The organism is Halobaculum sp. MBLA0147 (genome assembly GCF_041361345.1).
GTDB lineage: Archaea > Halobacteriota > Halobacteria > Halobacteriales > Haloferacaceae > JAHENP01.
The window spans coordinates 2,875,122-2,898,181 of sequence record NZ_JBGKAD010000001.1; the positions used below are offsets into that span (position 1 = coordinate 2,875,122).

The window sequence follows — 23,060 nt, forward strand, 5'->3', positions numbered from 1 at the left end:
GTAGTGGATTCTGGATCAAAGTATATTCTATACTCTACCACGAGACTCGAGAATAACTTCCCCGGTGTGGGTCTCCCACAGCCGCTCGTACAGTCCGCCGTTGTCCGCGAGCTCGTCGTGGGAGCCACGTTCGACGATCTCTCCGTCTTCCAGTACGGCGATCTCGTCTGCCCCTCGGACGGTCGACAGGTTGTGTGCGATAGTGAGTGTCGTGCGGTCGGCAGTCAGCGAGGCGAGGTTCCGTTGGATCGTCGTCTTCGTCTCGTTGTCGACGTGACTGGTCGCCTCGTCGAGGACGAGAATCTCGGGGTCGCTCAGAATCGCACGAGCGATGCTGATCCGCTGTCGCTGTCCGCCAGACAGCTTCGCACCCTCGCTGCCGACCTGGGTGTCGTACCCGTCGGGGAGATCGGTGACGAACTCGTGTGCGCCCGCCCGCTTCGCGGCGGTGACGACCTCCTCTCTGTCGACGGTCGGATCACTGTACGCGATGTTCTCGGCGACAGACGTGTCGAACAGGAACGGCGACTGGCCGACGTAGCCGACGTGTCGTCGGAGGCTCCGGATCGTCACGTCTCGCACGTCGTGTCCGTCGACGCTCACGGTCCCTCCCTCGACGTCGTAGAAGCGCACGAGCAGCTTCACCAGCGTCGACTTTCCGGACCCAGTCGGACCGACGATGCCGACGGTATCACCGGGATCGACGTCGAGGGACACGTCTCGAAGCGCCGGCTCCTCGGCGTCGGGGTAGGTGAACGTGACCTCGTCGAACGAGACTGCACCGCTCACCGACGTGAGTTCGTGGGCACCGTCCCTGTTCGCGACGGACGGCGAGTGATTCACGATCCCGAGCACTCGGGAGACGGTCGCCTTCGTCTGCTGGAACTCGTCTACGATCGAGGTGATCTGGCTCAGCGGCCACTGTAGCCGGTTCGTGTACAGCAGGAATGTCAACACCGTCCCCGCCGAGAGTTCCGCCGTGAACGGTCCCGGGGGACCGCGGAGTACCCAGAACCCGCCGACACCCAAGATCACGATGTACCCCAGGTTGACCGTGTACGCGGACCACTGGTTGGTCAGAATCTCCACCTTCGAGACTGCCCAGTTCGCGTCGCGGTACTCGTCCGAGACCTCGGTGATCCGTTCTCGTTCCTCTTGCTCGCGGGTGTAGGTCTTCAGTACGTCGATCCCGTTGACGTTGTCCTCGATCTCGGCGGTGATGTCGGCGACCCTGCCCCGTATCTCTCGGTGTCGTGGCTCGACGAACCGCGAGTACGCGTGGTTGGTCGCGAACACCAACACCGGCACGACGAGGACGAGTACCGTCAACTGCCAACTGAGCAGGAGCATGTACCCGGCGATCACCGCGAGCAGGAACACCGTGTTCGCCACTCGTTGGAGCGTCCCGCTGAAGAACTGTTCTACCGCGTTGACGTCGTTGTTGAGGACACTCAGGACGCGTCCCGTTCCCTCCGTGTCGTGGAAGTCGAACGACAACCGTTGTGCCTCGGCGTACGCGTCCGTCCGGAGGTCGTGTTGAACCTCGTAGGCGACCCACGACTTCGCCCAGCCACCGACCACTTGTACGGTCGTCCCAACCGTGTACGCCCCGAGGATCACTCCTACGGACAACAGGAACTGGTCGAGGCGGGTCGTCGGGATCCACGCTGCCGGGACGAGCGGGAGCGTGTAGTTCTCGCCGCCCGTCAACACGCTGTCGAACAACACACCGACGATCACCGGTGGCAGTTGGTACAGGGCACGGCCGACCAACAGTGTGAACAGACTCACGAACAGGTACGGGAGGTACCGTCGACAGTACTCTCGCAGGAGTGTCGGTATCGGACGCTCGACTCTCGACGCGAGCAGTTCGACGTTCGAATTACCGCTTTCTCCGCTCACGCATCCCGTTGCGGGGGTACTTGTATTATAGATTTCGGAATACAAGAGAAAAGATCGAACCGAAACCAGTCCACGGTCGACAGGTCGGCGGTGTGACGACTCCGCCACCACGCTCTCCGTCCGTTCGTGACTCAGGGGTGTGCGTAGTAGACGACCGTCTCCGCGCCGTCGCCGGCCGCGGCGGGTTCGTCGACGCGGACGAAGCCGATCCGCTCGAACTGGAGGAGATCGTCCGTCTCGTACGCCCGGAGGCCGGCCTCGGCGTGGCCGGACACGTCACCGTCTGGCGTCCGCATCCGCACGGGCTCGTTGTCCTCGGCGGGCACCCAGTGGACCACCGAGACACCCTCCTCGCGGACGACCGCGATCTCCTGACCGTCCCACGCGAGGCCGTCGTCCGTGCGGCGGAAGCAGCCGAACCCCTTCAGCCACACGCGGTCGCCGACTGCGGGCACGTCGTCCGGTTCCAAGAGGACGGCGTCGCCGGCGACGAGTTCGCGCTCGCCGCGGTCCTCGTGGTCCGGGTGGACCGGCGGGTGACCCGCCTCGGGGTAGGCACCCGACAGCGCGAACCGCTCGCCGTCGCGGACGAGGAACGCACGGTCCGTCTCGTCGTCGACCAACTCGCGGTTGTGAGCGTAGATGGCCGACATCGCGAGGTCCACGTCCGAGGTCGACATCCCCAACTCCACCATCGCCGCGACGATGGCCTCGCCGCGGATGCCGCGGCGTCGCAGCGACCGGATCGTCGGCGCTCGGGGGTCGTCCCAGCCGGTCAACTCGCCGGCGTCGACCTTCTCCTTGATCGTCGAGGTGGACATCGACACGTCGTAGGCGTCGATCTGGACGTGGCCCCAGTGGAGCACCTCGGGGTACTCCCAGTCGAAGTAGTCGTAGACGAACTGCTGGCGCTTCGCGGAGTCCTGGAGGTCGATCCCGCGGATGATGTGTGTGACCCCGGTGAGGTGGTCGTCGATCCCCGACTGGAAGTCGAGCATCGGCCAACAGCGGTACTCCGCCGCCTCCGGCCGTGGGTGCGGGGTGTCGATCATCCGGAAGGCGACGAAGTCGCGAAGAGCGGGGTTCTTGTGCTCGATGTCCGTCTTGACCCGCAACACCATCTCCCCGGCGTCGTACTCCCCGGCGACCATCGCGTCGAACTCCTCGTGGATCGTCTCGGTGTGCTTGTCGCGGTGGTCACACGGCTCGCCGTCGGCCTTCAGCCCGCGGAAGTGTTCGGCCGGACACGAGCAGGTGTACGCGCCGCCCGCGTCGATCAGTCGCCGGGCGTGGTCGTAGTACGTCTCCAGCCGGTCGGATGCCCGGAGCACCGCGTCCGGTTCGAAGCCGAGGTACTCGAGATCTTCGAGGATCGCGTCGTAGGCGTCGAGATCCGGCCGCTTCGTCTCTGGGTCCGTGTCGTCGAAACGGACGACGAACTCCCCGTCGTAACGCTCCTTGTACGTGCCGATGACGGAGGGCATCCGAACGTGACCGAGGTGCCACGGCCCGTTCGGGTTCGGCGCCGCCCGCATCCGGATCGTGTCGTAGTCGTCGACGTTCGGCAACTCCGGCAGTTCGTGGTCGTCCTCCTCGTCGTCGGCCTCCAACGCCGCCAGTCGGTCGGGTGCCGCCTCCGAGAGGCGCTCGCGTCGCTCGTCGGCGTCCAGCCCCGCGATCTCGGAGACGACCGGGGCCGCGACGCCGGCGATCTCGTCGCCGTGCTCGCGGAACTCGGGGTTCTCGCCCATCAGTGGTCCCATGATCGCCCCCACGTCGGGGTCCGAGTCGTGTTTCACCGCGTTCACGAGTGCGTGCAGTTCCGCCTCCTCGCGGACCCGCTCGCGTGTCTCCTCGTCCATCGACGGCGGCTACTCGCGCCGGCGGCATGAATGACGTGGATTCGCCGGCGCGTCGCGCTCCACACGCCGACACGCCGCTCTCCGGATGCCGACACGCCGCTCCGGGTGCGGTGGAAAAACTGGTGTCGTCCGGTCCGCGCGGGCACCGGAAGGCACACCCGGGTAGGGGCATCCGTGTGAACGTCTGCCACAGGTATGAGCGTGACGACGTTTCGCGCCAGTTCACGACCCCGTGAGACCGGCCGAGCGGTCGGTAGGAGGCGACTACCGCCCCGAGCGCGGGCGACCGAGGCGGTCCAGCGAGTGCGTCGAGGGGTGTGGCACCAAGCGCGGACGGACGGCGACCACGACAACGTTGATTGCGGTCGCCGGTCGACTCCGGGGTGTGTCAGTGTACTACGAGGACCTCTCGGTGAGTGACACGCAGTCGTTCGGGCACTACGAGGTGACGCGCGAGGAGATCCTCTCGTTCGCGGAGCAGTACGACCCGCAGTGGTTCCACACGGAGCCGGAGCGAGCGGCCGAAGAGTCCCCGTACGGCGGCGTCATCGCCTCCGGGTGGCACACGGCCGCGGTGACGATGCGCATGCTCGTCGACGCGGTGTTGTCCGACGCCGCCAGCGTCGGCGCGAAGGGTGTCGACGAACTCCGGTGGCCCGCTCCGGTGCGCCCCGGCGACGTGTTGACCTGCGAGAACGAGATCGTCGCGAAGGAACCCGAACACCCCGAGCGCGGACTCGTCCACGCGAAGACGGAGACGTTCGACCAGGACGGCCGGCGCGTGTTCTCGATGGTCGGCCTGGTGATGTACCGGCGGCGGGACGGAGGGGCGTAGTGGTCGGTGAGGACGTCGGTACTCGACCCGTGGTAGCCGACGAGTGCGACTTCGACACGTACCAGTAGCATCTCTCACGACGCCCAAACGGTGAAGTGGAACGCGTGTTAACGATCACGTACACGTGTCCGCTGCAGACGAACACATTCGAGTCAGCCGTCGGGTCAAGGAGGCACTCGACCGTCGCCGGAAGGACGGGGAGTCGTACAACGACGTACTCGAACGGGTCCTCGACGAGGATCGTGATGTCCTCGCTGGGTTCGGCGCCTTCGAAGGGACCGACCGTGGGACGGCCACTCGTGAGGTCCACGAGCGGACGGCCGAGAAGTCTGGCCGACGGATCGAACGGATCGCGGAGCAACGCGACGACGAATGAGAGTCTTCGACGCGACGTTCTTGATCGACTACGGTCGAGGCGTCGATGCGACCGCCGAGTACCTACGTGAGTACCCCGACGAACGGTTCGTCGTCCCAGCACCGGTACTCACCGAGTTCCTTCTCGGGGCCGTACACGGTCGAGGAGCGACCGATCTCGCCAAGTTCGAGTCGGAACTCTCCTGGGCGGATGTCGTCGGACTCGACCGAGGGACTGCGCGGAGTGCAGCCGTCGTCGCCGACGAGGTCGGCCCTCAGGGACCGCAGCTGACTGCCGTCGACGCGGTGGTTGCTGCCGTCGCTCGCGACCGCGGTGGGACCGTCGTCTCCGTCGACACAGATCTCACGCACGACGCTGTCCGTCGAGTCGTCGACGTAGACGAGTACCGTTGACCGGTGTGCCTCAGCCGACGACGCTGTCGACTACCGTGACGACCGCCACCCCGTCGCATCGTCGACCACGTCGAAGGCCCGTCGGGCGCGGTCGCCGCCGGCCGTCTCGACCACCTCGTCGTAGAACGCCAGTCGATCCAGCAACGCGTCCGTGTCGTACGTCGGCACGTCGAGTCGCGACGCCGCGACGGTCGCCTCCACCACCGCGAGCGCCGCGCGGTCGAACGAGCCGACCCGTTCGCGGCGGATCTCCGTCTCCACCGGGTGGAGCCGCCAGTCGACCCACTGCGTGCCACCGCGTTCGCCCGCAGCGACGCGCTCGACGGCGACGCGGACCCACGCGTCGGCAGACTCGACGACCGGGTCCGACTCCTCGCGGATCGTCAACGCCGCCTCCGCGAACGTCAGCGGGTCGACGGTGAACTGGACCACGCCCTCGCCCCGCTCGCGGAAGTTGCGCCACGTCCGCGTCCGTCCCCACGTCCGCGCCCACGCCGTGTCGTAGCCGTCGTCCGGGTCGTCCACACCGTCTGCGTCGTCCACACTGTCGGAGTCGTCCACACCGTCTGGGTCGTCTCCCTCGCCCGCGCCGACGTGGTCGTCACCGCCACCCGCGGGTGCGTGGACACCCAACGCGGCGACGTTCCACAGGTCGTTCGGGCCGAGCGTGGTCACGACCGTCTCCGTCACCCCGGTCAGCGCGACGGGCCACTCTGCGTCTGCGTCGGCGGTGTCGCCGTCGCCGTCCACATCGCCGTTGCCGCCCGCGTCGCCGTTGCCGCCCGCGTCGCCGTCGCCGTCCACATCGCCGTTGCCGCCCACGTCGCCGTCGTCGTCCCCGTCCAACGCTCCCGTCGCCGACTCGGTGGTCGGCGGGGCGTCGTCGCTCACGGCGACACCCCGCGACACAGTGCGACGTACAGCGCGGCGGCGGTGATGTCGGCGGTCGTCCCCGGATTGATCCCCTGCTCGACCAACTCGTCGGCCCACGCCTCGGCTGGCTCCAACGACTCTGTCTCGGCGACCTGCTCTGCCACCTCGCCGGCGCGGTCGGACACCTCGTCGGCCACGTCGGCGCCGTGTTGCGTCGCGACGAGCGTGTCCGGCGACTCGGCCAACAGGTCGAGGAACGCCCGTGCGGCGCGGTCGGTGACGGGGCCGTCGTCGTCGACGATCCGCTCGGCGGCGCGGAACGTCCGCGGGAACCCCTCTGCCCACTCGCGGGCGTTGTCGTCGTGCTCCGCGGAGTCACACAGCAACTCCCACAGCGTCAGGTCGCGCTCGACGAGCGTCGCGACCGCGTCCGCACCGCGGCGTACGTCCAGCGGCTCCATCCCGTCGGGCGGGTCGGCGACGGCCACGTCGACGTGCTCGAACGCGCGGTAGAACCCCGCCGCGTCCGCGACCGTCGTCGCTCGACAGACCTCGCGGACTCGCTCGCGGGTGACGCGCCGGTCGGCCGTCGTCGCGGCGACGAGCGGGACGAGCAACAGCAGACAGCCGAACTGCGTGTTGCCGCCGCGTTGGTGGCTCATCCCGGCGACGGCGGTCTCGAACGCCTCGCCGACCGGCTCGCCCGCGGCCGCCATCCGCAACCCCTCCCGTGCGCCGACGGCACCGGCGAGGAACTGTTCCAAGTGGAGGTCGGCGGCGTCGCGGTGGCGGTCGACGTTGCCCGGCTTCGGCGTCCCGGCGACCTCCAACAGCAGCGCCAACTCCGCCGTCGCCGCCGGGTCACGCCGGACCCGATCTGCGTCCAGCGGCTCTCGTCGGATCGCGTCGTCGCGACTCACGACTGGCCTCCCTCCGGTGTCGCCGCCGACCGTCGGCGGTCGCCCCCCGAGTCGCCGGCCGCACTGGTCCCGTCGGCCCCCTCGAACCACTCGACTGCGGCGCGATTGACACGCCGCCGGACGACGGGGTCGTCGCTCGGCCGCCCGAGACTCACCGCGTCCGCGCCGTACGCGAGGTACTCGCGGACCGTCCGGCGGTCGCGGACGCCGTTGTTGGCGATCACGACCGCCTCGGGAGCGGCGTCGGCGACGAGCGCGACGATCCCCTCCGTGTCCATCGCGTCGACGTGGAGCCAGTCGGCCCCCGCGTCGACGAGTCGCCGCGCCGTCGCCGGCAGGTCCACGCCGTCGACCTCCGCCCGGAGTTTCACGCTCGTCGTCGCTCCCGTGTCGCTCGCCGCGGCGACGTACCGCGCGAGCCGCTCCGTGTCGCGTGCCAGTGCCTCGCCGCAGCCGACCGCACACAGCTCCGGCTGGCGACAGTGGGCGTTCACCTCGACGACGGCGTCGTGCCGGGCGCACGTCTCGGCCGCCGCGCGGACCGGCGCGACACCGGTCGCACGGACGTTCACGCCGGGGCGAACTCGTACGTCAGCCAGTCGTCGCAACTGCTCGTCGATCCACGCGACGGGGTCCGGCGGGAGGAACTCCGACCGCTCGCGGGCGACCAACTCGCGGGCCGCCTCGCGGCTCGGGTCGTCCAGTGCGACGCCGCCGAGGAACGCGACGGCGGCCTCGCCCGCGCCGGCTCGCGCCCACGCCGCGTCCGCGGCCCCGGACAGCGACGCGAGCGCGACCGGCGGGTCGAACGGCGTCGTCGCGTCGGCAGCCGGCCCTGTATCGGCCTCCCCAGAGGTCACTCCTCGACCACCTCCAGCGCCTCCCGACAGGCGTCCAACACCCGCTCGGCGTCGGCCGGGCCGTCGAGTGTCGTGTCCGTCCGGACGACCGGGCGGTCGAGGGTGGTCTCGTCGGCGTCGTCGAGGACGAACGCGTCGGCGAACGGGTACGCCTCCGCGACGCCCGCGGTCGACGGCTCGTACCCCACACCCCGCATCAGCGCGGCCGCCGGCCCGGAGAACACCTCGTCGCCGACGAACGGCGACACGGCGACGACGGGTGTCTCCCGGAGCGCCGCCTCGACACCGGGCACCGCCAGCATCGGGCCGAGACTCGTCACCGGGTTCGACGGTCCGACGATCACGTCGTCCTCGAGTGCCGTCAGCACCGCGTCCGTCGGCGTCGCCGCCTCGGCGCCGCGGAACTCGACGTCCGCGACCGTCGGCTCGGCCCGTCGGTGGACCCAGTACTCCTGGAAGTGCATCCGGCCCTCGTCGGTGTGGATCAGACTCGCGACCGGGTCGTCCGTGACGGGGAGCAGGTCCACGTCGAGGCCGAAGGCGTCCGCGAGCGTCCGCGTGACCTCGGTGAGCGTGTGGCCCTCGTCGAGCAACGAGGTGCGGAGCACGTGGACCGCGCGGTCCCGGTCGCCGATCGTCATGAACTCGCCGACGCCGGAGAAGCGTCGCCACCGTGCGATCTCGCGGCCGGCGGTCTGTCTGTCGTCCGGGAGGAACCGCGGGCCGTCGTCGAGTCCCGCCGCGGCCGTCAACGACTGGATCTCCTCGGTCGTCGTCGTCGTGTCGCCGTCGATCCCCCACCACGTCTCGCGGTCGAGTTCGCCGCCGCGAGCGAACAACACCGTGTCCACGTCCGGACAGACGAGCAGCCCACCGATCTCCACGTCGTCGCCGACGTTGCCGACGACCGTCGTCGCGGCCGGCTCGTAGTGGGCCGCGAGTCCGTCGAGCAGCTTGGGGGTCCCGGTGCCCCCGGCGAGGAACGTCACCATACCGATGGGTTCGGGCTACGCCGGTTTGTATCTCCCCCTCCGCGGGTGAGTGACGTGGTCGGGGTGGTGTCCACTTCCGGAGTGACGTGGTCGGGGTGGTGTCCACTCCCGGAGTGACGTGGTCGGGGTGGTGTCCACTCCCGGAGTGACGTGGTCGGGGCGGGGCCCGCTTCCGTACACTTATGCCCAGCACGGGCGCACGGACGGGTATGTCCAAACAGCCGCACCTGTTGCTCGAAGAGGGTGACGTACACGACGTAGCCTTGATCCCGGGGAACCCGGACCGCGTCGACCGCATCGCCGACCACTGCGACGAGTCGGAACTGGTCGCCGAGAACCGCGAGTACCGCACGGTCAACGCGGTCTACGACGGCACCCCATTGACGATCACCTCGACGGGCATCGGCTGTCCCTCCGCCGCCATCGCGATCGAAGAACTCCACGAGGTCGGCGTCGAGACGGTGATCCGCGTCGGGACCTGCGGCGCGCTCCAGGCGGAGATGGAAGTCGGGGACATGGTGATCGCGACCGGCGCGGCCAAAGAAGAGGGAACCAGTCGCCGCTACGAGGCCGTCGAGTACCCCGCGGTGCCGGACTACGAGACCCTCGGCGAGCTGGAGGCCGCCGCCGCGGCCAACGACGAGGACGTTCACGTCGGCCCCATCGTCTCCGACGACGCCTTCTACAACGAGACGGACGAGTACGTCGCCGACTGGGAGGCCGCGAACTTGCTGGCCATCGAGATGGAGGCGGCGGCCGTCTTCTCGCTGGCGCGCCGCCGCGGGATGGCCGCCGGCGCGATCTGTACCGTCGACGGCAACCTCGTCGCCGGCTCCCAGAAGGGGGCCGACTCCGACGAGGAACTCCCCGAGAAGGCGAAGGACAACGTCGCCCGCGCCATCGACATCTCGCTGGACGCCGTGACGCGACTGGTCTGAACGGACGGAGTACACACCACCCGCACCGCACACTACTCACGATCACACACCGCCCAGTCGACCCGTGCCGGACCGCCGCTCGCGTCTCGCCGCCGTCGTCGCCGCGCTCACAGCGCCGGTGCGCGGTCTCTGGGGGCGGCTCCGGTCCGGCGTGGCGGTGTGGCGGCGCCGCCTCCGGCGGATCGAGCGCCGCGAGATCGCGGAGTTCCGGCGGTGGCTCGAACACACGGACAACCTCGTCCGGCTCTCGGCGCTGCTGTTCGTCCCGGGACTCTTGGCACTGGTCACGGCGTTGTCGAACGCGCTCCCGCAGTTCTCGTTCCTGCTGTTCCCGCCGCTCGCGTCGGGTGCCTACGGCCTGTTCGCGGACCCGGAGGGCCGCTACGCCGACCCCGTGCGGTTCGTCGTCGGCGTCACCGGCGGTGCCGCGTGCGGGTGGGCGGCCATCGAGGTCGAGACCCTCCTCTTCGGCGCGAGCGCGGCCCGGACCGTCTCGCCGGGGAGTGCCGCCGTCTCGATCCTGCTGGCCGGAGTGGTGACGTGGGCGCTGGACGTGGAGGTGCCGTCGGCGTTCTCCGCCGCACTGTTGGTGTTGGCGGCGCCGACCCCGTGGCGCTACGTCGGATTCACGCTGCTCGCGAGTACGCTGATCGCCGCCGTGTTCGCGGTGTGGCGCGAGAGCGTCTACGAGGAGCGAGCGGGGTTCCTCTACGGCACCGTCACCGCCGACGACCACGTCCTCGTCCCGTTGCGTGGGCCAGACCCGACCACACCGGCGCTGTTCGGCGCGCGTCTCGCCGAGGCCCACGAGGCGGGGAAGGTGGTGTTGCTCGACGTGGTCGACGACGAGCGCGTGGCGGCGACGGAACGGACGCTGCTCGACCACGCCCGCGGCACCGGTGACCGCGTCGATCGCCTCGCCGACGTGGACCCGGCGGTGCGACGGCGTGCCGACGAGGCGGTCGAACGTGTCGAGACCACCGCGACGCGACTCCGGACGGAGGCGGGCGTCCCCGTCGAGGTGGCCGTCGCCACCGGCGACCCGGAGCGCGTCGTCGGCGAGGTGGCCCACGCGACCAACTGCGACCTGATCGTCACGCCCTACGAGACGGCCTTCGGCGGCACCGCCTCGTTCGTCCGGGCGGTGTTCCGGACGGACACGGACGCCGTGACGCTCCGGGCGCGTGAACCCCGCGAGGAGTGGCGGCGCGTGCTCGTGTTGGTCGCCCGTCCCGGCGACACCGCCCACGCGATGGTGGACTTCGCGGCGCGACTCGCCGGCGGCTCCGGGACGGTCGCCGTCTGTAGCTGTATCGACCGCGAGGCCGAACGACGGCGCGCCGAGGACAAACTCGCGAAGGTGGTCGAGACCGTCGACGCCTCCGTCGAGACGCGGGTCGCGCGGGCCGACGTGCTGTCGTTCGTCGAGCGCAACGCCGCGGGCTACGATCTGGTGCTGCTGGGCGCCTCGCGGGACCGCTCGGCCGCCTCGCGGCTGCTCTCTCCGCCGACGTTCCACCGCGTCGAAGACGTGGAGGCGGACGTGGCCGTCGTGGATCGTGGCGACGTGCGGTGACCGGTCCGCTCGGAGCGTCGGCTCGTCGGTGCGGTGCGCGTGATCCGGCTATCGAATCGAGCGTGTCGACCGGTGGGCGAACCGACCGCGACGCGAGAAGAGCACGTTCCGGAGAGCCGTGCCGGAGCGATCCGAGCCGTCTACTCCGAGCCGAACATCTGCCGCATCATCGGGTGCATCTCCATCAGCTGTTCCTCGGCGATCTCCTCGTACAGCTTGTAGGTGATCGACACCGTCAGCAGCAGCCCGGTCCCGGAGACGTTCCCGAGCGTCGGGAGCATGTTCGCCAACACGGCGAGCAGGCCGACGAGCGCGCCGCCGATGACGGTGACCTGCGGGATGTACCGCTCCATCACCTTCTCGATCACCTGCGGGTTCTGTCGGAACCCGGGGATCTGCATCCCGGAGTTCTGAATCTGTCTGGCGGTCGACTCCGGCCCCATGTCCGTCGTCTCAACCCAGAAGATCGCGAAGATCGCCGACCCACCGATGGTGATCGTCAGGTCGATCGCGATCCGGATCATGATGTCGATGGGGTCACCCGCGGGCGCGTACACGAACCACATCCACTGCTGTGGGCCACGCACCGGCCGGAGGTAGTACATCAACCCCTCGACGGCGACGCCGTTGGAGTACACCGCGAACCAACTCGGCAGCGACCCCAACTGCGAGTTGAGGATCTGGCCGAGGAACTGGATGTTCGCCGTCAGCGCCCGGACGAGGATGATCGGCAGGACGCTGGCGTAGATGAGCTTCACCGGGAACCGCCCCCGGGCACCCTTCACGCGAGCGTGACTCAGCGGGATCTCGACGCGGACCGACTCCGCGTACACGACGGTGACGAAGATCAACAGCGTCGTGAACACCGCGACCAACTGCCCCGGTGCCAGCAGGATGCCGCCGAGCCCCTCGACGGCGACCGATCCCGTGGCGATGCCGAACCAGTTGGGGAAGAACCCGTTCGAGTAGCCCAGCGCCTCCGTGCCGAACAGCCCACCGAGGATCCGCTGGCTGATGTTGGCGATGATGAACAGCCCGATCCCGGAGCCGACGCCCCACTTCGAGATGACCTCGTCCATCAAGAGGATGAGGACGCCCCCGACCGCGATCTGGGCGAATATCAGGGCGTTCACGCCGGTGGTACCGCCCGGGACGACCTGCGCGAGCTGCTGACTGGCCGGGAGGAAGTTCCCGGCGAACACCATCGGCAGCCCGGTGAGGAAGATCATCACCACGACGAGCAGCTTCTGGAGGCCCTGGTAGAGGATCTGGTCGCGGGGGTCGTTGTCCGTGTCGAGTCCGAGGAGGTTCGCACCGCCGAGCAACTGGAGGACGATGGACGCCGTGACGATCGGCCCGATCCCCAACTGGAGCACCGACCGGGAGTTGCCGGCCAGGATCGATCTGAACTGTCCGTAGAAGTCGCCCCCGCCGGTACCGAGTCCCCACAGGGTGACGTTCGTCAGGAAGAAGTACATCACGAGGACCCCGGCGGTCCACGCCAGCTTCCGCTTGAAGGGGACGTGCCCCTCCGGACGCGCCACCGTGGGCATCCGCGTGAGTACTGGTTCCGCCGTCTCTTTCCAACCCATACTCTGGGAGTACGAGGCCTCGTTTGTAGGGGCTTCGCTTCTCGCCTCGTCGGGAACCGCTCTCCTCGGCCCCCGAGGCCGGCACGTGCGGGCAGAACGGTCTGTCGGCGCCCGTCGCCCGGTCCACGGTGCGCGAGCCGAGCCGCACACGAGCGTCGCGACACCCGAGAGGGGCGGTCGCGACGGGGGCTGGATCCACTTCGAACGCCGAACGCGCCCAGCAACCTAGTCGGGTCTAATTTCAACCTACGACCGAGAGAACTCCCAGACGCCCGCCCGACGCTCGGCTGCGGCGGACGCAGAATATAAGTACCCCGGGCGTCGTGCGTGTGGGTATGGATGACAATACCGAGAAGCGAGTCGGGAGACGGACGTTCCTGGCGGCCGCCGGGACGGCGACCGCGACGGCGGTAGCCGGCTGTGCCGGCGACACCGGGGAAGCAGATCCGACCGCGACTGACACTGAAACCTCCGGCGGCGGTGGCGGCGGCGAGGACACCGAGACGGAGGCGGAGTCGACAGAGACGGCCAGCGGCCTGGACGTGACCGTCACGATGGGCCAGATGGACTCCGGGCTAGACCCACAGGACCACGCCGAGACGAACACGGAGATCATCGTCGGGCAGGCCTACGAGGGGCTGATGGACCGGAACAAGACCGGCGGGATCGTCGAGGCGCTGGCCACGAACTGGGAACGCGTCGAGCCCGGCGTCGCCCGGTTCACACTGCGCGACGGCGTCACCTTCCACAACGGCGACGACCTCACCGCCGAGGACGTGGCGTTCTCGATCCGGCGGATCGTCTTCGACGACACCGGGATCGCCAGCCCGCAGAAGAACGACCTCGGCGCAGTCAGCGAGGTCGAGGCGGGCGACGGCGAGGTGACGGTCCGGTTCGACGGGCTGAACCCCATCGTGTTCCAGCTGTTCGCGACGAACGGCCCGGTCGTCCAGCAGTCGTGGATCGAGTCCAACGGCTCCGACTTCATCAACCGCAACGCGAACGGCACCGGGCCGTTCCAGTTGACGAACTACGACTCCGGCAACGAGGTCTCCTTCGAGCGCAACGAGGAGTACTGGGGTGAGGTCCCCGAGGTGGCGACGACGACGCTCAACGCCTCCAGCGAGTCGAGTACCCGCGTGAACCGGCTACTCGCCGAGGAGTCTGAGATCGTCACCAACGTGCCGCCACAGGAGGTGTCTCGCGTCGAGAGCTCCGACGTGGCCGGGGTCAACCCCGTCCCGTCGACACGGATCATCTTCCTCCAGATGCGGTACGACGTGGAGCCGTTCTCGAACAAGCAGTTCCGGCAGGCACTCAACTACGCCGTCGACGTCGAGAGCATCGTCGAGAACGTGCTCAACGGGTTCGGCTCGATCACCGGGCAGCCGACGCTCGAACAGTTCACGGGCTACAACCCAGACGTGGACCCGTACCCGTACGACCCCGAGCAGGCCGAACAACTCGTCGAGGAGTCCGGCTTCGCGGGCGCGGAGATCACGCTGGAGACGCCGATCGGCCGGTACCTCAAGGACGTGGAGGTCGCACAGGCGGCCGCCAGCGACATCGACTCGCTGTCGAACGTCTCCTGTGAGGTGCGCCAGCGGGAGTTCTCCTCGCTCGTGCAGGACATCACCACCGGGAACATCGAGGACAAGCCGAACTTCAACCTCCTCGGGTGGGGCAACGGTGAGTTCGACGCGAGTCAGACGATCATCCCACTCCTGACGACGGACGGTGCCCTGACGATCCTGAAGAACGACGAGATCGACTCGCTGATGCAGGAGGCACAGAACGAGGCCGACCCCCAGGCTCGCGAGGAGATCCTCCAGGAGGCGAACGCGCGCCTCCACGATCTGGCGCCGTGGGTGTTCATGCACCAGCAGTTCAGCGTCTACGGCGTCGCCAGCGACGTGGAGTGGCAGCCTCGTTCGGACGAGTTCATCGACGTGGACACGGTCTCCCGAATGTGACCCGCCCGGAGGCGAGTCACTGATGTCACAGGGACGGTTCGTCGCGAAGCGGACCCTGCAAGGGATCGGCGTCGTCTGGGGTGTGGTCACCGTCGTGTTCGCGTTGCGGTTCGTCACGCCGGGGAGTGCCATCAACGCCGTCGCACCGCTCGACGCGAGTCAGGAGACCCGACGCGCCATCGCTCGCGAGCTGGGCCTGGACGAGCCGCTGTACGTCCAGTACGGGGAGTACCTCTTCGACCTGGTGCGTGGCGACATGGGATTTTCGTACATCCGCGGCCAGGAGGTCACGTCGCTGGTCGCCTCGAAGGTGCCCGCGACGGTGGAGTTGGCCGTCGCGGCGACGGTCGTCGCCATCGCGCTGTCGATCCCGCTGGGTGTCGTCTCCGCCACGCGGCGGAACCAGCCGGTCGACTGGCTGGCGACGCTGTTCTCGCTGGCGGGGATCTCGACGCCGAACTTCTGGCTCGGGATCATGATGATCCTCGTGTTGGCGGTGCAGTTGGGGATCTTCCAGACCAGCGGCCGAGCGGTGGCCGGCGTCGAGGTGCTGGCGGCGATCGTCGGCCCGGCGTCGTTCATCGAGACGCTGCGGCTGTGGCTGGCGCACATCACGCTGCCGGCGATCGCGCTGGGAACGTACTTCACGGCGCTGATCACGCGGCTGACGCGCTCCGGGATGCTCGACGAACTCGGGAAGCCGTACGTGCGAGCCGCTCGCGCGAAGGGACTCCCGGAGACGCTCGTCCGGTACAAACACGCCCTGCGGAACACACTGATCCCGGTGATCACCGTCCTCGGGCTCCAACTCGGGACGCTGATCGGTGGGGCGGTCATCACTGAGGCCGTCTTCTCGTGGCCGGGGCTGGGGACACTCGTGATCCGGAGTATCAACCTCCGCGACTGGCCGGTGTTACAGGGGAGTCTGATCGTGATCGGGACGAGTTTCGTCCTGGTCAACCTCCTGGTCGACGTGGTGTACGCGCGGCTCGACCCGCGGGTGGTCAACGAGTGACCCTCCTCGACACGCTCCTCGCGGTGCTCGCGGGGCTCTACCGGCGGGGACTGAGCGCACTGAGCGTCTCCGACCGGGTGAAGAAGAACCTCGCGAGCGAGTTCCGGGGGAGCGTCCTCGCGAAACTCGGTGTCGTCTTGGTGTTCGCGGTGGTGCTGGTGGCGGTGTTCGCGCCGTTCGTCGCCCCGCACAACCCGACGGCACAGGACCTCGACAAGGCCCAACTGCCGCCACTCGGGTTCACGCAGACGGAGAACCAGACCACCTCCGAGATGGTCGACGGGGAACTGAAGACGGTGACCGAGCGGGTGACGATCGAGCCCGACGCGGCACACCCGCTCGGTACGGACGGACTCGGGAGAGACATGCTCTCGCGGGTGATCTACGGCGCACGCACGTCGTTGATCGTCGGGGCACTCGGGACGGTGTTCGCAGCGTTGGTCGGCGTCCCGGTCGGACTGGTCGCGGGGTACTACCGCGGGCGGATCGACGACGGGCTGATGCGGTTCGCTGACGTGAGTCTGGCGTTCCCGTCGCTCGTGTTGGCCATCGCCCTGATCGGATTGTGGGGGCGTGCGAGCGTGCGGATACCGGACCCGTTCGTCGAAGCCGGGTTCGTGAGCGGGATGCCGGAGACGTTCGTGTTACCGGGGACGGTCGTGGTCGTCGTCGGGTTGGTCAACTGGGTGTGGTTCGCCCGGATCGCACGCGGCGAGGCGCTGTCGTTGCGCGACCAGGAGTACGTGAAGGCGGCCCGTGCGTTGGGTGCCTCGGACGTGCGCATCCTCGCCAGACACGTCCTCCCGAACGCGATCACGCCGATCATCGTGCTCGCGACGGTGCAGGTGGCGGCGATCATCCTGTTGGAGTCGTCGCTGTCGTTCCTCGGGTTCTCCGGGACGACGCTGTCGTGGGGCTTCGACATCTCACAGGGCCGCGACTACGTCTCCTCGGGCCAGTGGTGGATCGCCGGGATGCCCGGGCTGGCGATCATGCTGTCGGTGATCGGCATCAACCTGATCGGCGACTGGCTACGTGACGCCCTCGATCCGGGGATCGAGGGGGAGGGTGGCGCGTGACGGACCCACGGCTGGACGACGACGTGGTCGTCGCCGTCCGCGACCTCTCGACGCGGTTCTTCACCGACGAGGGACAGGTGAACGCGGTGGAGTCCGTCTCCTTCGACGTACGCGACAACGAGATCCTCGGGATCGTCGGCGAGTCCGGGTCGGGGAAGTCGGTGACGGCGCTGTCGCTGATCGACCTCGTGGAGCGCCCCGGCCGGATCGTCGGCGGCGAGGTGTGGTACCGCGACGCCGAGTTGGCCGCGGAGTTCCGCGACCGCGACGCGAGCGTCAGCGGCGACCACGTCGACCTGCGCACGGTGCCGGAACGTGTCCGGCGGTCGCTGCGCGGCTCCTCGTTCAGCACGATCTTCCAGGACCCGATGAGCAGCCTCAACCCGTCGTTGACGGTCGGCGAGCAGATCGCCGAGGCCGTCGAGGTCCAACGGCGCGCCAGCGCGAACCCGCGGAGCACGCGCCAGCGGAGTCAGGGGTACGGACTCGGTCGGATGCTCGTCGACGCCTTGGTTCCCTCGCGGGAGTACGCCGGCGAGGCGAGCCACGCGCGAGCGATCGAGCTGCTCGAGCAGGTCGGGATTCCAGACCCCGCGGAGCGGGCCGAGCAGTACCCCCACCAGTTCTCCGGTGGGATGCTCCAGCGGGCGATGATCGCGCAGGCGTTGGCCGGCGAGCCGGACGTGTTGATCGCCGACGAGCCGACGACCGCGCTGGACGTGACGATCCAGGCGCAGATCCTCGACCTGTTGCGCGACCTCCAGGAGGAGGAGGACACCAGCGTGGTGATGATCACCCACGACCTGGGCGTGATCGCGCGGATGTGCAACCGTGTCGGTGTGATGTACGCCGGCGAGGTGGTCGAGCGTGGGACGCTCTCGGACGTGTTCGACGACCCCGTCCACCCGTACACGGAGGGGCTGCTCGGGTCGATCCCCGACCTGGAGGACCCGGCGCCGCGCCTCCAGCCGATCGAGGGGAACGTCCCGTCGCTGTTGGACGCGGAGATGGGCGACGGCTGTTACTTCGCGGATCGCTGTCCCAAAGCCATGACAGACTGTCTCTCGGACGTGCCCGAGTACGACGCGGCGAGTGGGAGCGACGACCACGCCGTCCGGTGTGTGTTGGCGGAACGCGACTACGATCCGGCGGACGCAGTCGACGCCGCCGGGCCGGGGTTCGCCGGCACCGAGGAGGTGGCGTCGGATGACTGAGGACCCGACGCCGACGGCAGACGGCGGTGGGGCGGACGACGAGACGGCGTTCGACGGGAGGACGGCCGTCGACGACCGCGTGGCGCCCGACGGGAGGACGGCCGTCGACGACCGCGTGGCGCCCGACGGGGGAACGGCCGCCGACACCGCGGCGTCCGACGGCGAGACGCAGACCGCCTCGTTGGGGGACCGCACCGCCAGCGACACGGCCGCGGCGGCGGGCGAGCCGCTGTTGGTCGCCCGGAACCTGGAGAAGTACTACTACGAGAACGACACGATCGTCGACACGCTGTTGGGGCGGGACCGCCAGAGCGTGAAGGCCGTCGACGGCGTGAACCTGGAGGTGCGCCGCGGCGAGACGCTCGGCCTCGTCGGCGAGTCGGGCTGTGGGAAGTCGACGACCGGCGAGACGGTGCTCAACCTCCGAGAGCCGACGGGCGGCACCGTGGAGTTCGACGGCCAGGACCTGACGGAGCTGTCCAGCGACGAGTTGACGGCGTTCCGGAAGCGCGCACAGATCGTCTTCCAGGACCCCTTCTCCAGTCTCGACCCACGGATGACCGTCGGCGACGTGGTCACGGAGGGGCTGAAGATCCACGGACTCCCCGAGGAGACGCCCGACGGCACGACGAAACGCGAGGCACGCCGCGAGCGAGCCCGCGAACTGCTGGAGCGGGTCGGGCTCTCCGCCGACCAGGTGGACCGCTACCCCCACGAGTTCTCCGGGGGTCAGCGCCAGCGCGTCGGCATCGCCCGGGCGCTCGCCCTCGATCCGGAGTTCGTCGTGCTGGACGAGCCGGTGTCGGCACTGGACGTGTCGGTGCAGGCGCAGATTCTCAACCTGTTGGACGACCTCCAAGAGGAGTACGGGCTGACGTACCTGTTCATCGCCCACGACCTCAGCGTCGTCCGGCACATCTGCGACCGTGTGGCGGTGATGTACCTCGGCGAGGTCGTCGAGCGGGGCGAGACCGACGACATCTTCGACAGTCCGCGGCACCCGTACACGGAGGCGCTGTTGGAGTCGGTGCCGCGAGCCGACACGAGCGAACAGGGCCGGCGGGTCGAGCCGCTGCCGGGCGACGTGCCGTCCCCGCGGAACCCGCCCTCTGGGTGTCGCTTCCGGACGCGGTGTCCGGAGGTGATCCCGCCCGCGGGCGTCGCCACCGAACAGTCCGCGTACCGATCCGTGTTGACGTTCCGCGACCGCCTCGAACGCGGCGAGTTCGGCGCCGAGCGGTTCCGCAGCGGCGGCGAGTACGCCGACGGCGAGGCGAGCGGAGGCGCCTCCGGTGGTGGCAGTGCCGCCGAGGTGGACGGCACGGCTGCCGACGACGAGGCGTTCAAGCGGGCGGTCCGCGCGGAGTTCGGCCTGGACGGGTTGACGGGTGCCGACGAGGACACCGTCGAGGACGCCCTCGAGATCCTCGCGAACGGCCGCGAGGCGGAGGCCGCCGAGCGGCTGACGGACCGTTTCGAGTCCGTCTGCGAGCGCGAGGCGCCGGCCGAACACGACCACGGCGACGGACAGGTGGCGGCGTGTCACCTGTACCGCGACGACGAGCACGACGACACCGACGACGAGCCGCCGACCGAACCGGACATCGAGTCCGCGTTCGGCGGGGTGCCGTCCGGGGCCGCCGCGACGGAGTCGACTGCGGCCGGCGGCGACGACGACCCCGTGGACGGGGCGTGACACTCGCCGAAGTGGGTACCGGAACGCCGTCACCGCTCCACGGCGCCTGCGGGCGGGTCTGCCGGCTCCCGTCTCGAACCGCAACGCCTTCGGAGAGTGGTGGCGAACCGCGGTCGTGAGCAGGTACAGAGACGCCGGGCTGTTCCTCGCGCTCGCGGCGGCGTGGGGGACGGCGTTCGTCGCGATCAAGGCCGGGCTCGGGACGCCGACGGCACCGGCGGGCTTCTTCGAGACGCCGGTGTTGTTCGCCGCGCTCCGGTTCGACCTCGCCGGGCTGTTGATGCTCGGGTACGCCGCCGTGGTGGCGTCGGACCCGATCCCACGTGGCCGGCGCGCGTGGGCAGCCGTCGGCGTCGGTGCGGTCCTCATCATCGCTGGCTACCACGCGCTGTTGTTCGTCGGCGAGACGGACCCGGCGGTGACCAGCGCCGCCGCAGCGGTGATCGTGAGTCTCAACCCGGTGTTGACGACCGGCTTCTCCCGACTGTTGCTCCCCGAGGAGTCGCTCGGACTCGTCGGCGCGGGCGGGCTCCTCGTCGGGTTGCTCGGCGCCGTCGTGTTGGCGAACCCGGACCCGTCGGCGCTGCTCTCCGGTGGTGCCGTCGCGAAGGGGCTGGTGTTCGCTGCCGTCACGGCGTTCGCGCTCGGCTCGGTCGTCACGGAGCGACTCGACGCGGGTGTCGAGATCGAGACCGTCGAGGCGTGGTCGATGGTGCTCGGTGCCGCGTTGCTCCACCTCGCGGCCGTGGGACTCGGGGAGAGCCCCGGCGACGTGCGCTGGACCGCGACGGCGCTCGGTGCGCTCGGCTTCCTCGCGGTCGTCGCCTCCGCCGGTGGGTTCCTGATCTACTTCACGCTGCTCGATCGCCTCGGCTCCGTGGAGATCAACCTCGTCTCGTACGTCGTTCCGCCGTTCGCGGCGGTGACCGGCTGGCTACTGCTCGGCGAGACGCCCACCGTCGCGACCTGGGCCGGGTTCGGCCTCGTCGTCGTCGGGTTCGGACTGCTGAAACGGCGGGTGTTGCGGGCGGAGGTGAAGCGACTCCGCGGACGTGGCGTCGGACCCGGCGACTGACACGGGCGGCTCACCCCGAATTCGGTCCACGATCAGTGATCGGTGTCAGAAAGAGTCTCTGCTGCTCTTGAACGGTCTCGGCGGTTCTAAAGCCGTCGTAAAACGATGCGTGGCTCCGACTAGTGGGCGTGAATCGGGGCGAATCTACCGGAACCCTCTGGCGGCTATATGTACACGGGGGTGGTACGTGGTAGTGGGCACACCCGCCCGGACAACCGATGCCGCCCTCCACCACCACCGAGTTCGAACGCATCGTCCGCTCGATCACGCGCGCCGGGACGCGACTCCCGACCGGGAGCGCGCTGGCACCGCTCAGAGCAGCGAGCTTCTACACGGCCATCGCGCTCCCGTTCGTCTACTTGCCGCTGATCGCGACCGGGCTCTCGGTCGAGAACGCACCGCTGGTCGCCGCCCTCGTCGCCGCCAACGTCGTGACACTGGTCCTCGGTCACGGCTACGGCGCCGACTGACGGCGACCACTCCGCTCACTCCCGCTCCTCGACTCCCTCCCGATAGTCACTCCGCTCGGGATGGGACCCGACGACGACTCACTCCGCCAGCGCCGCGTCGAAGGCCGACTGCAGGTCACGCTTCATGTCCGCGACGTGTTCGACACCGACGCTCACGCGGATCAGCCCGTCCGTCAACCCCGCCGCGAGCCGCTCCTCGCGCGGGATCGCGGCGTGGGTCATCGCCGCCGGCTGTTCGATCAGACTCTCGACGCCACCGAGCGACTCCGCGAGGGTGAACACCTCCGTCTCCTCGACGACCGTGGACGCCTGCTCCAGCGTCCCGTCGAACTCGAAGGAGAGCATCCCGCCGAAGTCGTCCATCTGGGCGGCCGCGAGCTCGTGTTGCGGGTGACTCTCCAGGCCGGGGTAGTACACCTCGTCGACGGCGTCGTGGTCTGCGAGCCACTCTGCGAGCGTCCGGGCGTTCTCGCAGTGGCGGTCCATCCGCACCGGGAGTGTCTTCGTCCCGCGGAGCACGAGGAAACAGTCGAACGGGGACGGCGTCGCCCCCACGGAGTTCTGGTAGAAGCCGATCTGCTCGTCCAGCTCCTCGTCGTCCGTGATCAGGGCGCCGCCGACCACGTCAGAGTGGCCGCCGAGGTACTTCGTCAGCGAGTGTGACACCACGTCCGCGCCGAGTTCCAGCGGCCGCTGGAGGTACGGCGTCGCGAACGTGTTGTCGACGACACACAACGCGTCGTGGGCGTGGGCGAGGTCTGCGAGCGCACCCACGTCGTTGACCTGCATCAGCGGGTTCGTCGGCGTCTCCACCCACACCAACTCGGTCGACTCCCGCATCGCGTCGCCGACGGCGTCGTGGTCCGTCGTGTCGACGAAGTCGAACTCGAGGTCGTAGTCCTCGTACACCTGTGTGAAGATCCGGTGTGTGCCGCCGTACACGTCGTCGCCCGCGACGACGTGGTCGCCCGCCTCCAGCAGGTTCAGGATGGTGTTGATCGCACCCATCCCCGAGGAGAACGCGCGGCCGTACTCGCCACCCTCCAGCGCGGCGAGGTTCTCCTCCAAGTCGGTCCGGGTCGGGTTCCCCGTCCGAGAGTACTCGTAGCCGCGGTGGTCGCCGGGACCGTCCTGCTCGTAGGTGGAGTTGGCGTAGATTGGCGTCATCAACGCGCCGTTGTCGGCGTCCGGCTCCTGTCCGGCGTGGATCGCGTCCGTCTCGATGTGGAACTCGGGGGTCTCGTCGCTCCGCTCGTCGGGTGACTCGTCCATGCTCGTCGTTCGCGCGGTCGGGTGTTGTGTCTGTCGGGAACGGACTCGTGCCCGTCGGAGGCGGACTCGTGGCGGGCCAGACTCGTGCCTGTCGAGAGCGGACTCATGGCGATGGATCGGACTCGTGGGGTCGGCCCGACCCCGTGCC

General features: G+C 69.0%; 20 protein-coding genes. 12 read left to right on the top strand and 8 right to left on the bottom strand.

Features of this window, described 5'->3' with window-relative positions; all coding sequences use genetic code 11:
* Nucleotides 1–27: 27 nt before the first annotated feature.
* Both RYH80_RS13895 and RYH80_RS13900 read right to left on the bottom strand, forming a co-directional pair.
* On the bottom strand, nucleotides 28–1,902 hold the full coding sequence (locus RYH80_RS13895) for an ABC transporter ATP-binding protein (RefSeq protein ID WP_370904477.1): 1,875 nt from the start codon (nucleotides 1,900–1,902) through the stop codon (nucleotides 28–30).
* Between the two features lie 131 nt (nucleotides 1,903–2,033).
* Nucleotides 2,034–3,764 (bottom strand): glutamate--tRNA ligase, encoded by a 1,731-nt coding sequence (locus RYH80_RS13900; RefSeq protein ID WP_370904478.1) that lies wholly within the window; start codon nucleotides 3,762–3,764, stop codon nucleotides 2,034–2,036.
* A 385-nt stretch (nucleotides 3,765–4,149) separates the two neighbouring features.
* On the opposite strand from RYH80_RS13900, the gene RYH80_RS13905 reads away from it, so the two are divergent.
* From RYH80_RS13905 to RYH80_RS13915, 3 genes are all read left to right on the top strand, one after another.
* Nucleotides 4,150–4,599: a MaoC family dehydratase gene (locus RYH80_RS13905; protein ID WP_370904479.1), complete on the top strand. Its 450-nt coding sequence runs from the start codon at nucleotides 4,150–4,152 to the stop codon at nucleotides 4,597–4,599.
* 124 nt (nucleotides 4,600–4,723) lie between these two features.
* On the top strand, nucleotides 4,724–4,975 hold the full coding sequence (locus RYH80_RS13910) for an antitoxin VapB family protein (RefSeq protein ID WP_370904480.1): 252 nt from the start codon (nucleotides 4,724–4,726) through the stop codon (nucleotides 4,973–4,975).
* Nucleotides 4,972–5,367, top strand: coding sequence for a PIN domain-containing protein (locus tag RYH80_RS13915; protein WP_370904481.1), 396 nt, complete (start codon nucleotides 4,972–4,974; stop codon nucleotides 5,365–5,367). Before RYH80_RS13910 ends, RYH80_RS13915 begins: the two co-directional genes overlap by 4 nt.
* Before the next feature lie 30 nt (nucleotides 5,368–5,397).
* On the opposite strand, the gene RYH80_RS13920 is transcribed toward RYH80_RS13915, so the two are convergent.
* From RYH80_RS13920 to cofD, 4 genes are all read right to left on the bottom strand, one after another.
* Nucleotides 5,398–6,117, bottom strand: coding sequence for a DUF447 domain-containing protein (locus RYH80_RS13920; protein ID WP_370904732.1), 720 nt, complete (start codon nucleotides 6,115–6,117; stop codon nucleotides 5,398–5,400).
* A 137-nt stretch (nucleotides 6,118–6,254) separates the two neighbouring features.
* On the bottom strand, nucleotides 6,255–7,160 hold the full coding sequence (locus RYH80_RS13925) for a triphosphoribosyl-dephospho-CoA synthase (RefSeq protein ID WP_370904482.1): 906 nt from the start codon (nucleotides 7,158–7,160) through the stop codon (nucleotides 6,255–6,257).
* Nucleotides 7,157–8,020, bottom strand: a complete 864-nt coding sequence (locus RYH80_RS13930) for a beta/alpha barrel domain-containing protein (protein WP_370904483.1) — start codon at nucleotides 8,018–8,020, stop codon at nucleotides 7,157–7,159. The genes RYH80_RS13925 and RYH80_RS13930 overlap by 4 nt, the downstream gene beginning before the upstream one ends.
* On the bottom strand, nucleotides 8,017–9,012 hold the full coding sequence (gene cofD, locus RYH80_RS13935; RefSeq protein ID WP_370904484.1) for a 2-phospho-L-lactate transferase: 996 nt from the start codon (nucleotides 9,010–9,012) through the stop codon (nucleotides 8,017–8,019). Before cofD ends, RYH80_RS13930 begins: the two co-directional genes overlap by 4 nt.
* 209 nt (nucleotides 9,013–9,221) lie before the next feature.
* Between cofD and RYH80_RS13940 the strand changes: the two genes are divergently transcribed.
* Together RYH80_RS13940 and RYH80_RS13945 are read left to right on the top strand one after the other, a co-directional pair.
* Nucleotides 9,222–9,950: a guanosine phosphorylase gene (locus tag RYH80_RS13940; protein WP_370904485.1), complete on the top strand. Its 729-nt coding sequence runs from the start codon at nucleotides 9,222–9,224 to the stop codon at nucleotides 9,948–9,950.
* A 64-nt stretch (nucleotides 9,951–10,014) separates the two neighbouring features.
* Nucleotides 10,015–11,526 (top strand): universal stress protein, encoded by a 1,512-nt coding sequence (locus RYH80_RS13945; protein WP_370904486.1) that lies wholly within the window; start codon nucleotides 10,015–10,017, stop codon nucleotides 11,524–11,526.
* 140 nt (nucleotides 11,527–11,666) lie between these two features.
* Here RYH80_RS13945 and secY read toward each other — a convergent pair whose 3' ends face one another.
* Nucleotides 11,667–13,118: a preprotein translocase subunit SecY gene (gene secY / locus RYH80_RS13950; protein WP_370904487.1), complete on the bottom strand. Its 1,452-nt coding sequence runs from the start codon at nucleotides 13,116–13,118 to the stop codon at nucleotides 11,667–11,669.
* Nucleotides 13,119–13,453: 335 nt separating this feature from the next.
* Here secY and RYH80_RS13955 point away from each other — a divergent pair, with 335 nt between their 5' ends.
* The 7 genes from RYH80_RS13955 (at nucleotide 13,454) to RYH80_RS13985 (ending at nucleotide 21,640) form a co-directional block, all read left to right on the top strand.
* On the top strand, nucleotides 13,454–15,091 hold the full coding sequence (locus RYH80_RS13955) for an ABC transporter substrate-binding protein (RefSeq protein WP_370904488.1): 1,638 nt from the start codon (nucleotides 13,454–13,456) through the stop codon (nucleotides 15,089–15,091).
* 22 nt (nucleotides 15,092–15,113) lie between these two features.
* On the top strand, nucleotides 15,114–16,106 hold the full coding sequence (locus RYH80_RS13960; RefSeq protein ID WP_370904489.1) for an ABC transporter permease: 993 nt from the start codon (nucleotides 15,114–15,116) through the stop codon (nucleotides 16,104–16,106).
* Between the two features lie 59 nt (nucleotides 16,107–16,165).
* Nucleotides 16,166–17,185, top strand: a complete 1,020-nt coding sequence (locus tag RYH80_RS13965) for an ABC transporter permease (RefSeq protein ID WP_370904733.1) — start codon at nucleotides 16,166–16,168, stop codon at nucleotides 17,183–17,185.
* A complete protein-coding gene (locus RYH80_RS13970) occupies nucleotides 17,182–18,399 on the top strand; it encodes an ABC transporter ATP-binding protein (RefSeq protein WP_370904491.1) in 1,218 nt (405 codons plus the stop codon). Before RYH80_RS13965 ends, RYH80_RS13970 begins: the two co-directional genes overlap by 4 nt.
* Nucleotides 18,392–20,095, top strand: a complete 1,704-nt coding sequence (locus RYH80_RS13975; RefSeq protein WP_370904493.1) for an ABC transporter ATP-binding protein — start codon at nucleotides 18,392–18,394, stop codon at nucleotides 20,093–20,095. Before RYH80_RS13970 ends, RYH80_RS13975 begins: the two co-directional genes overlap by 8 nt.
* A 115-nt stretch (nucleotides 20,096–20,210) precedes the next feature.
* Nucleotides 20,211–21,170 (top strand): DMT family transporter, encoded by a 960-nt coding sequence (locus RYH80_RS13980; protein WP_370904495.1) that lies wholly within the window; start codon nucleotides 20,211–20,213, stop codon nucleotides 21,168–21,170.
* Nucleotides 21,171–21,388: 218 nt separating this feature from the next.
* Nucleotides 21,389–21,640: a DUF8028 family protein gene (locus RYH80_RS13985; RefSeq protein ID WP_370904497.1), complete on the top strand. Its 252-nt coding sequence runs from the start codon at nucleotides 21,389–21,391 to the stop codon at nucleotides 21,638–21,640.
* 78 nt (nucleotides 21,641–21,718) lie between these two features.
* Here RYH80_RS13985 and RYH80_RS13990 read toward each other — a convergent pair whose 3' ends face one another.
* A complete protein-coding gene (locus RYH80_RS13990; RefSeq protein ID WP_370904499.1) occupies nucleotides 21,719–22,912 on the bottom strand; it encodes a cystathionine gamma-synthase in 1,194 nt (397 codons plus the stop codon).
* Nucleotides 22,913–23,060: the final 148 nt, after the last annotated feature.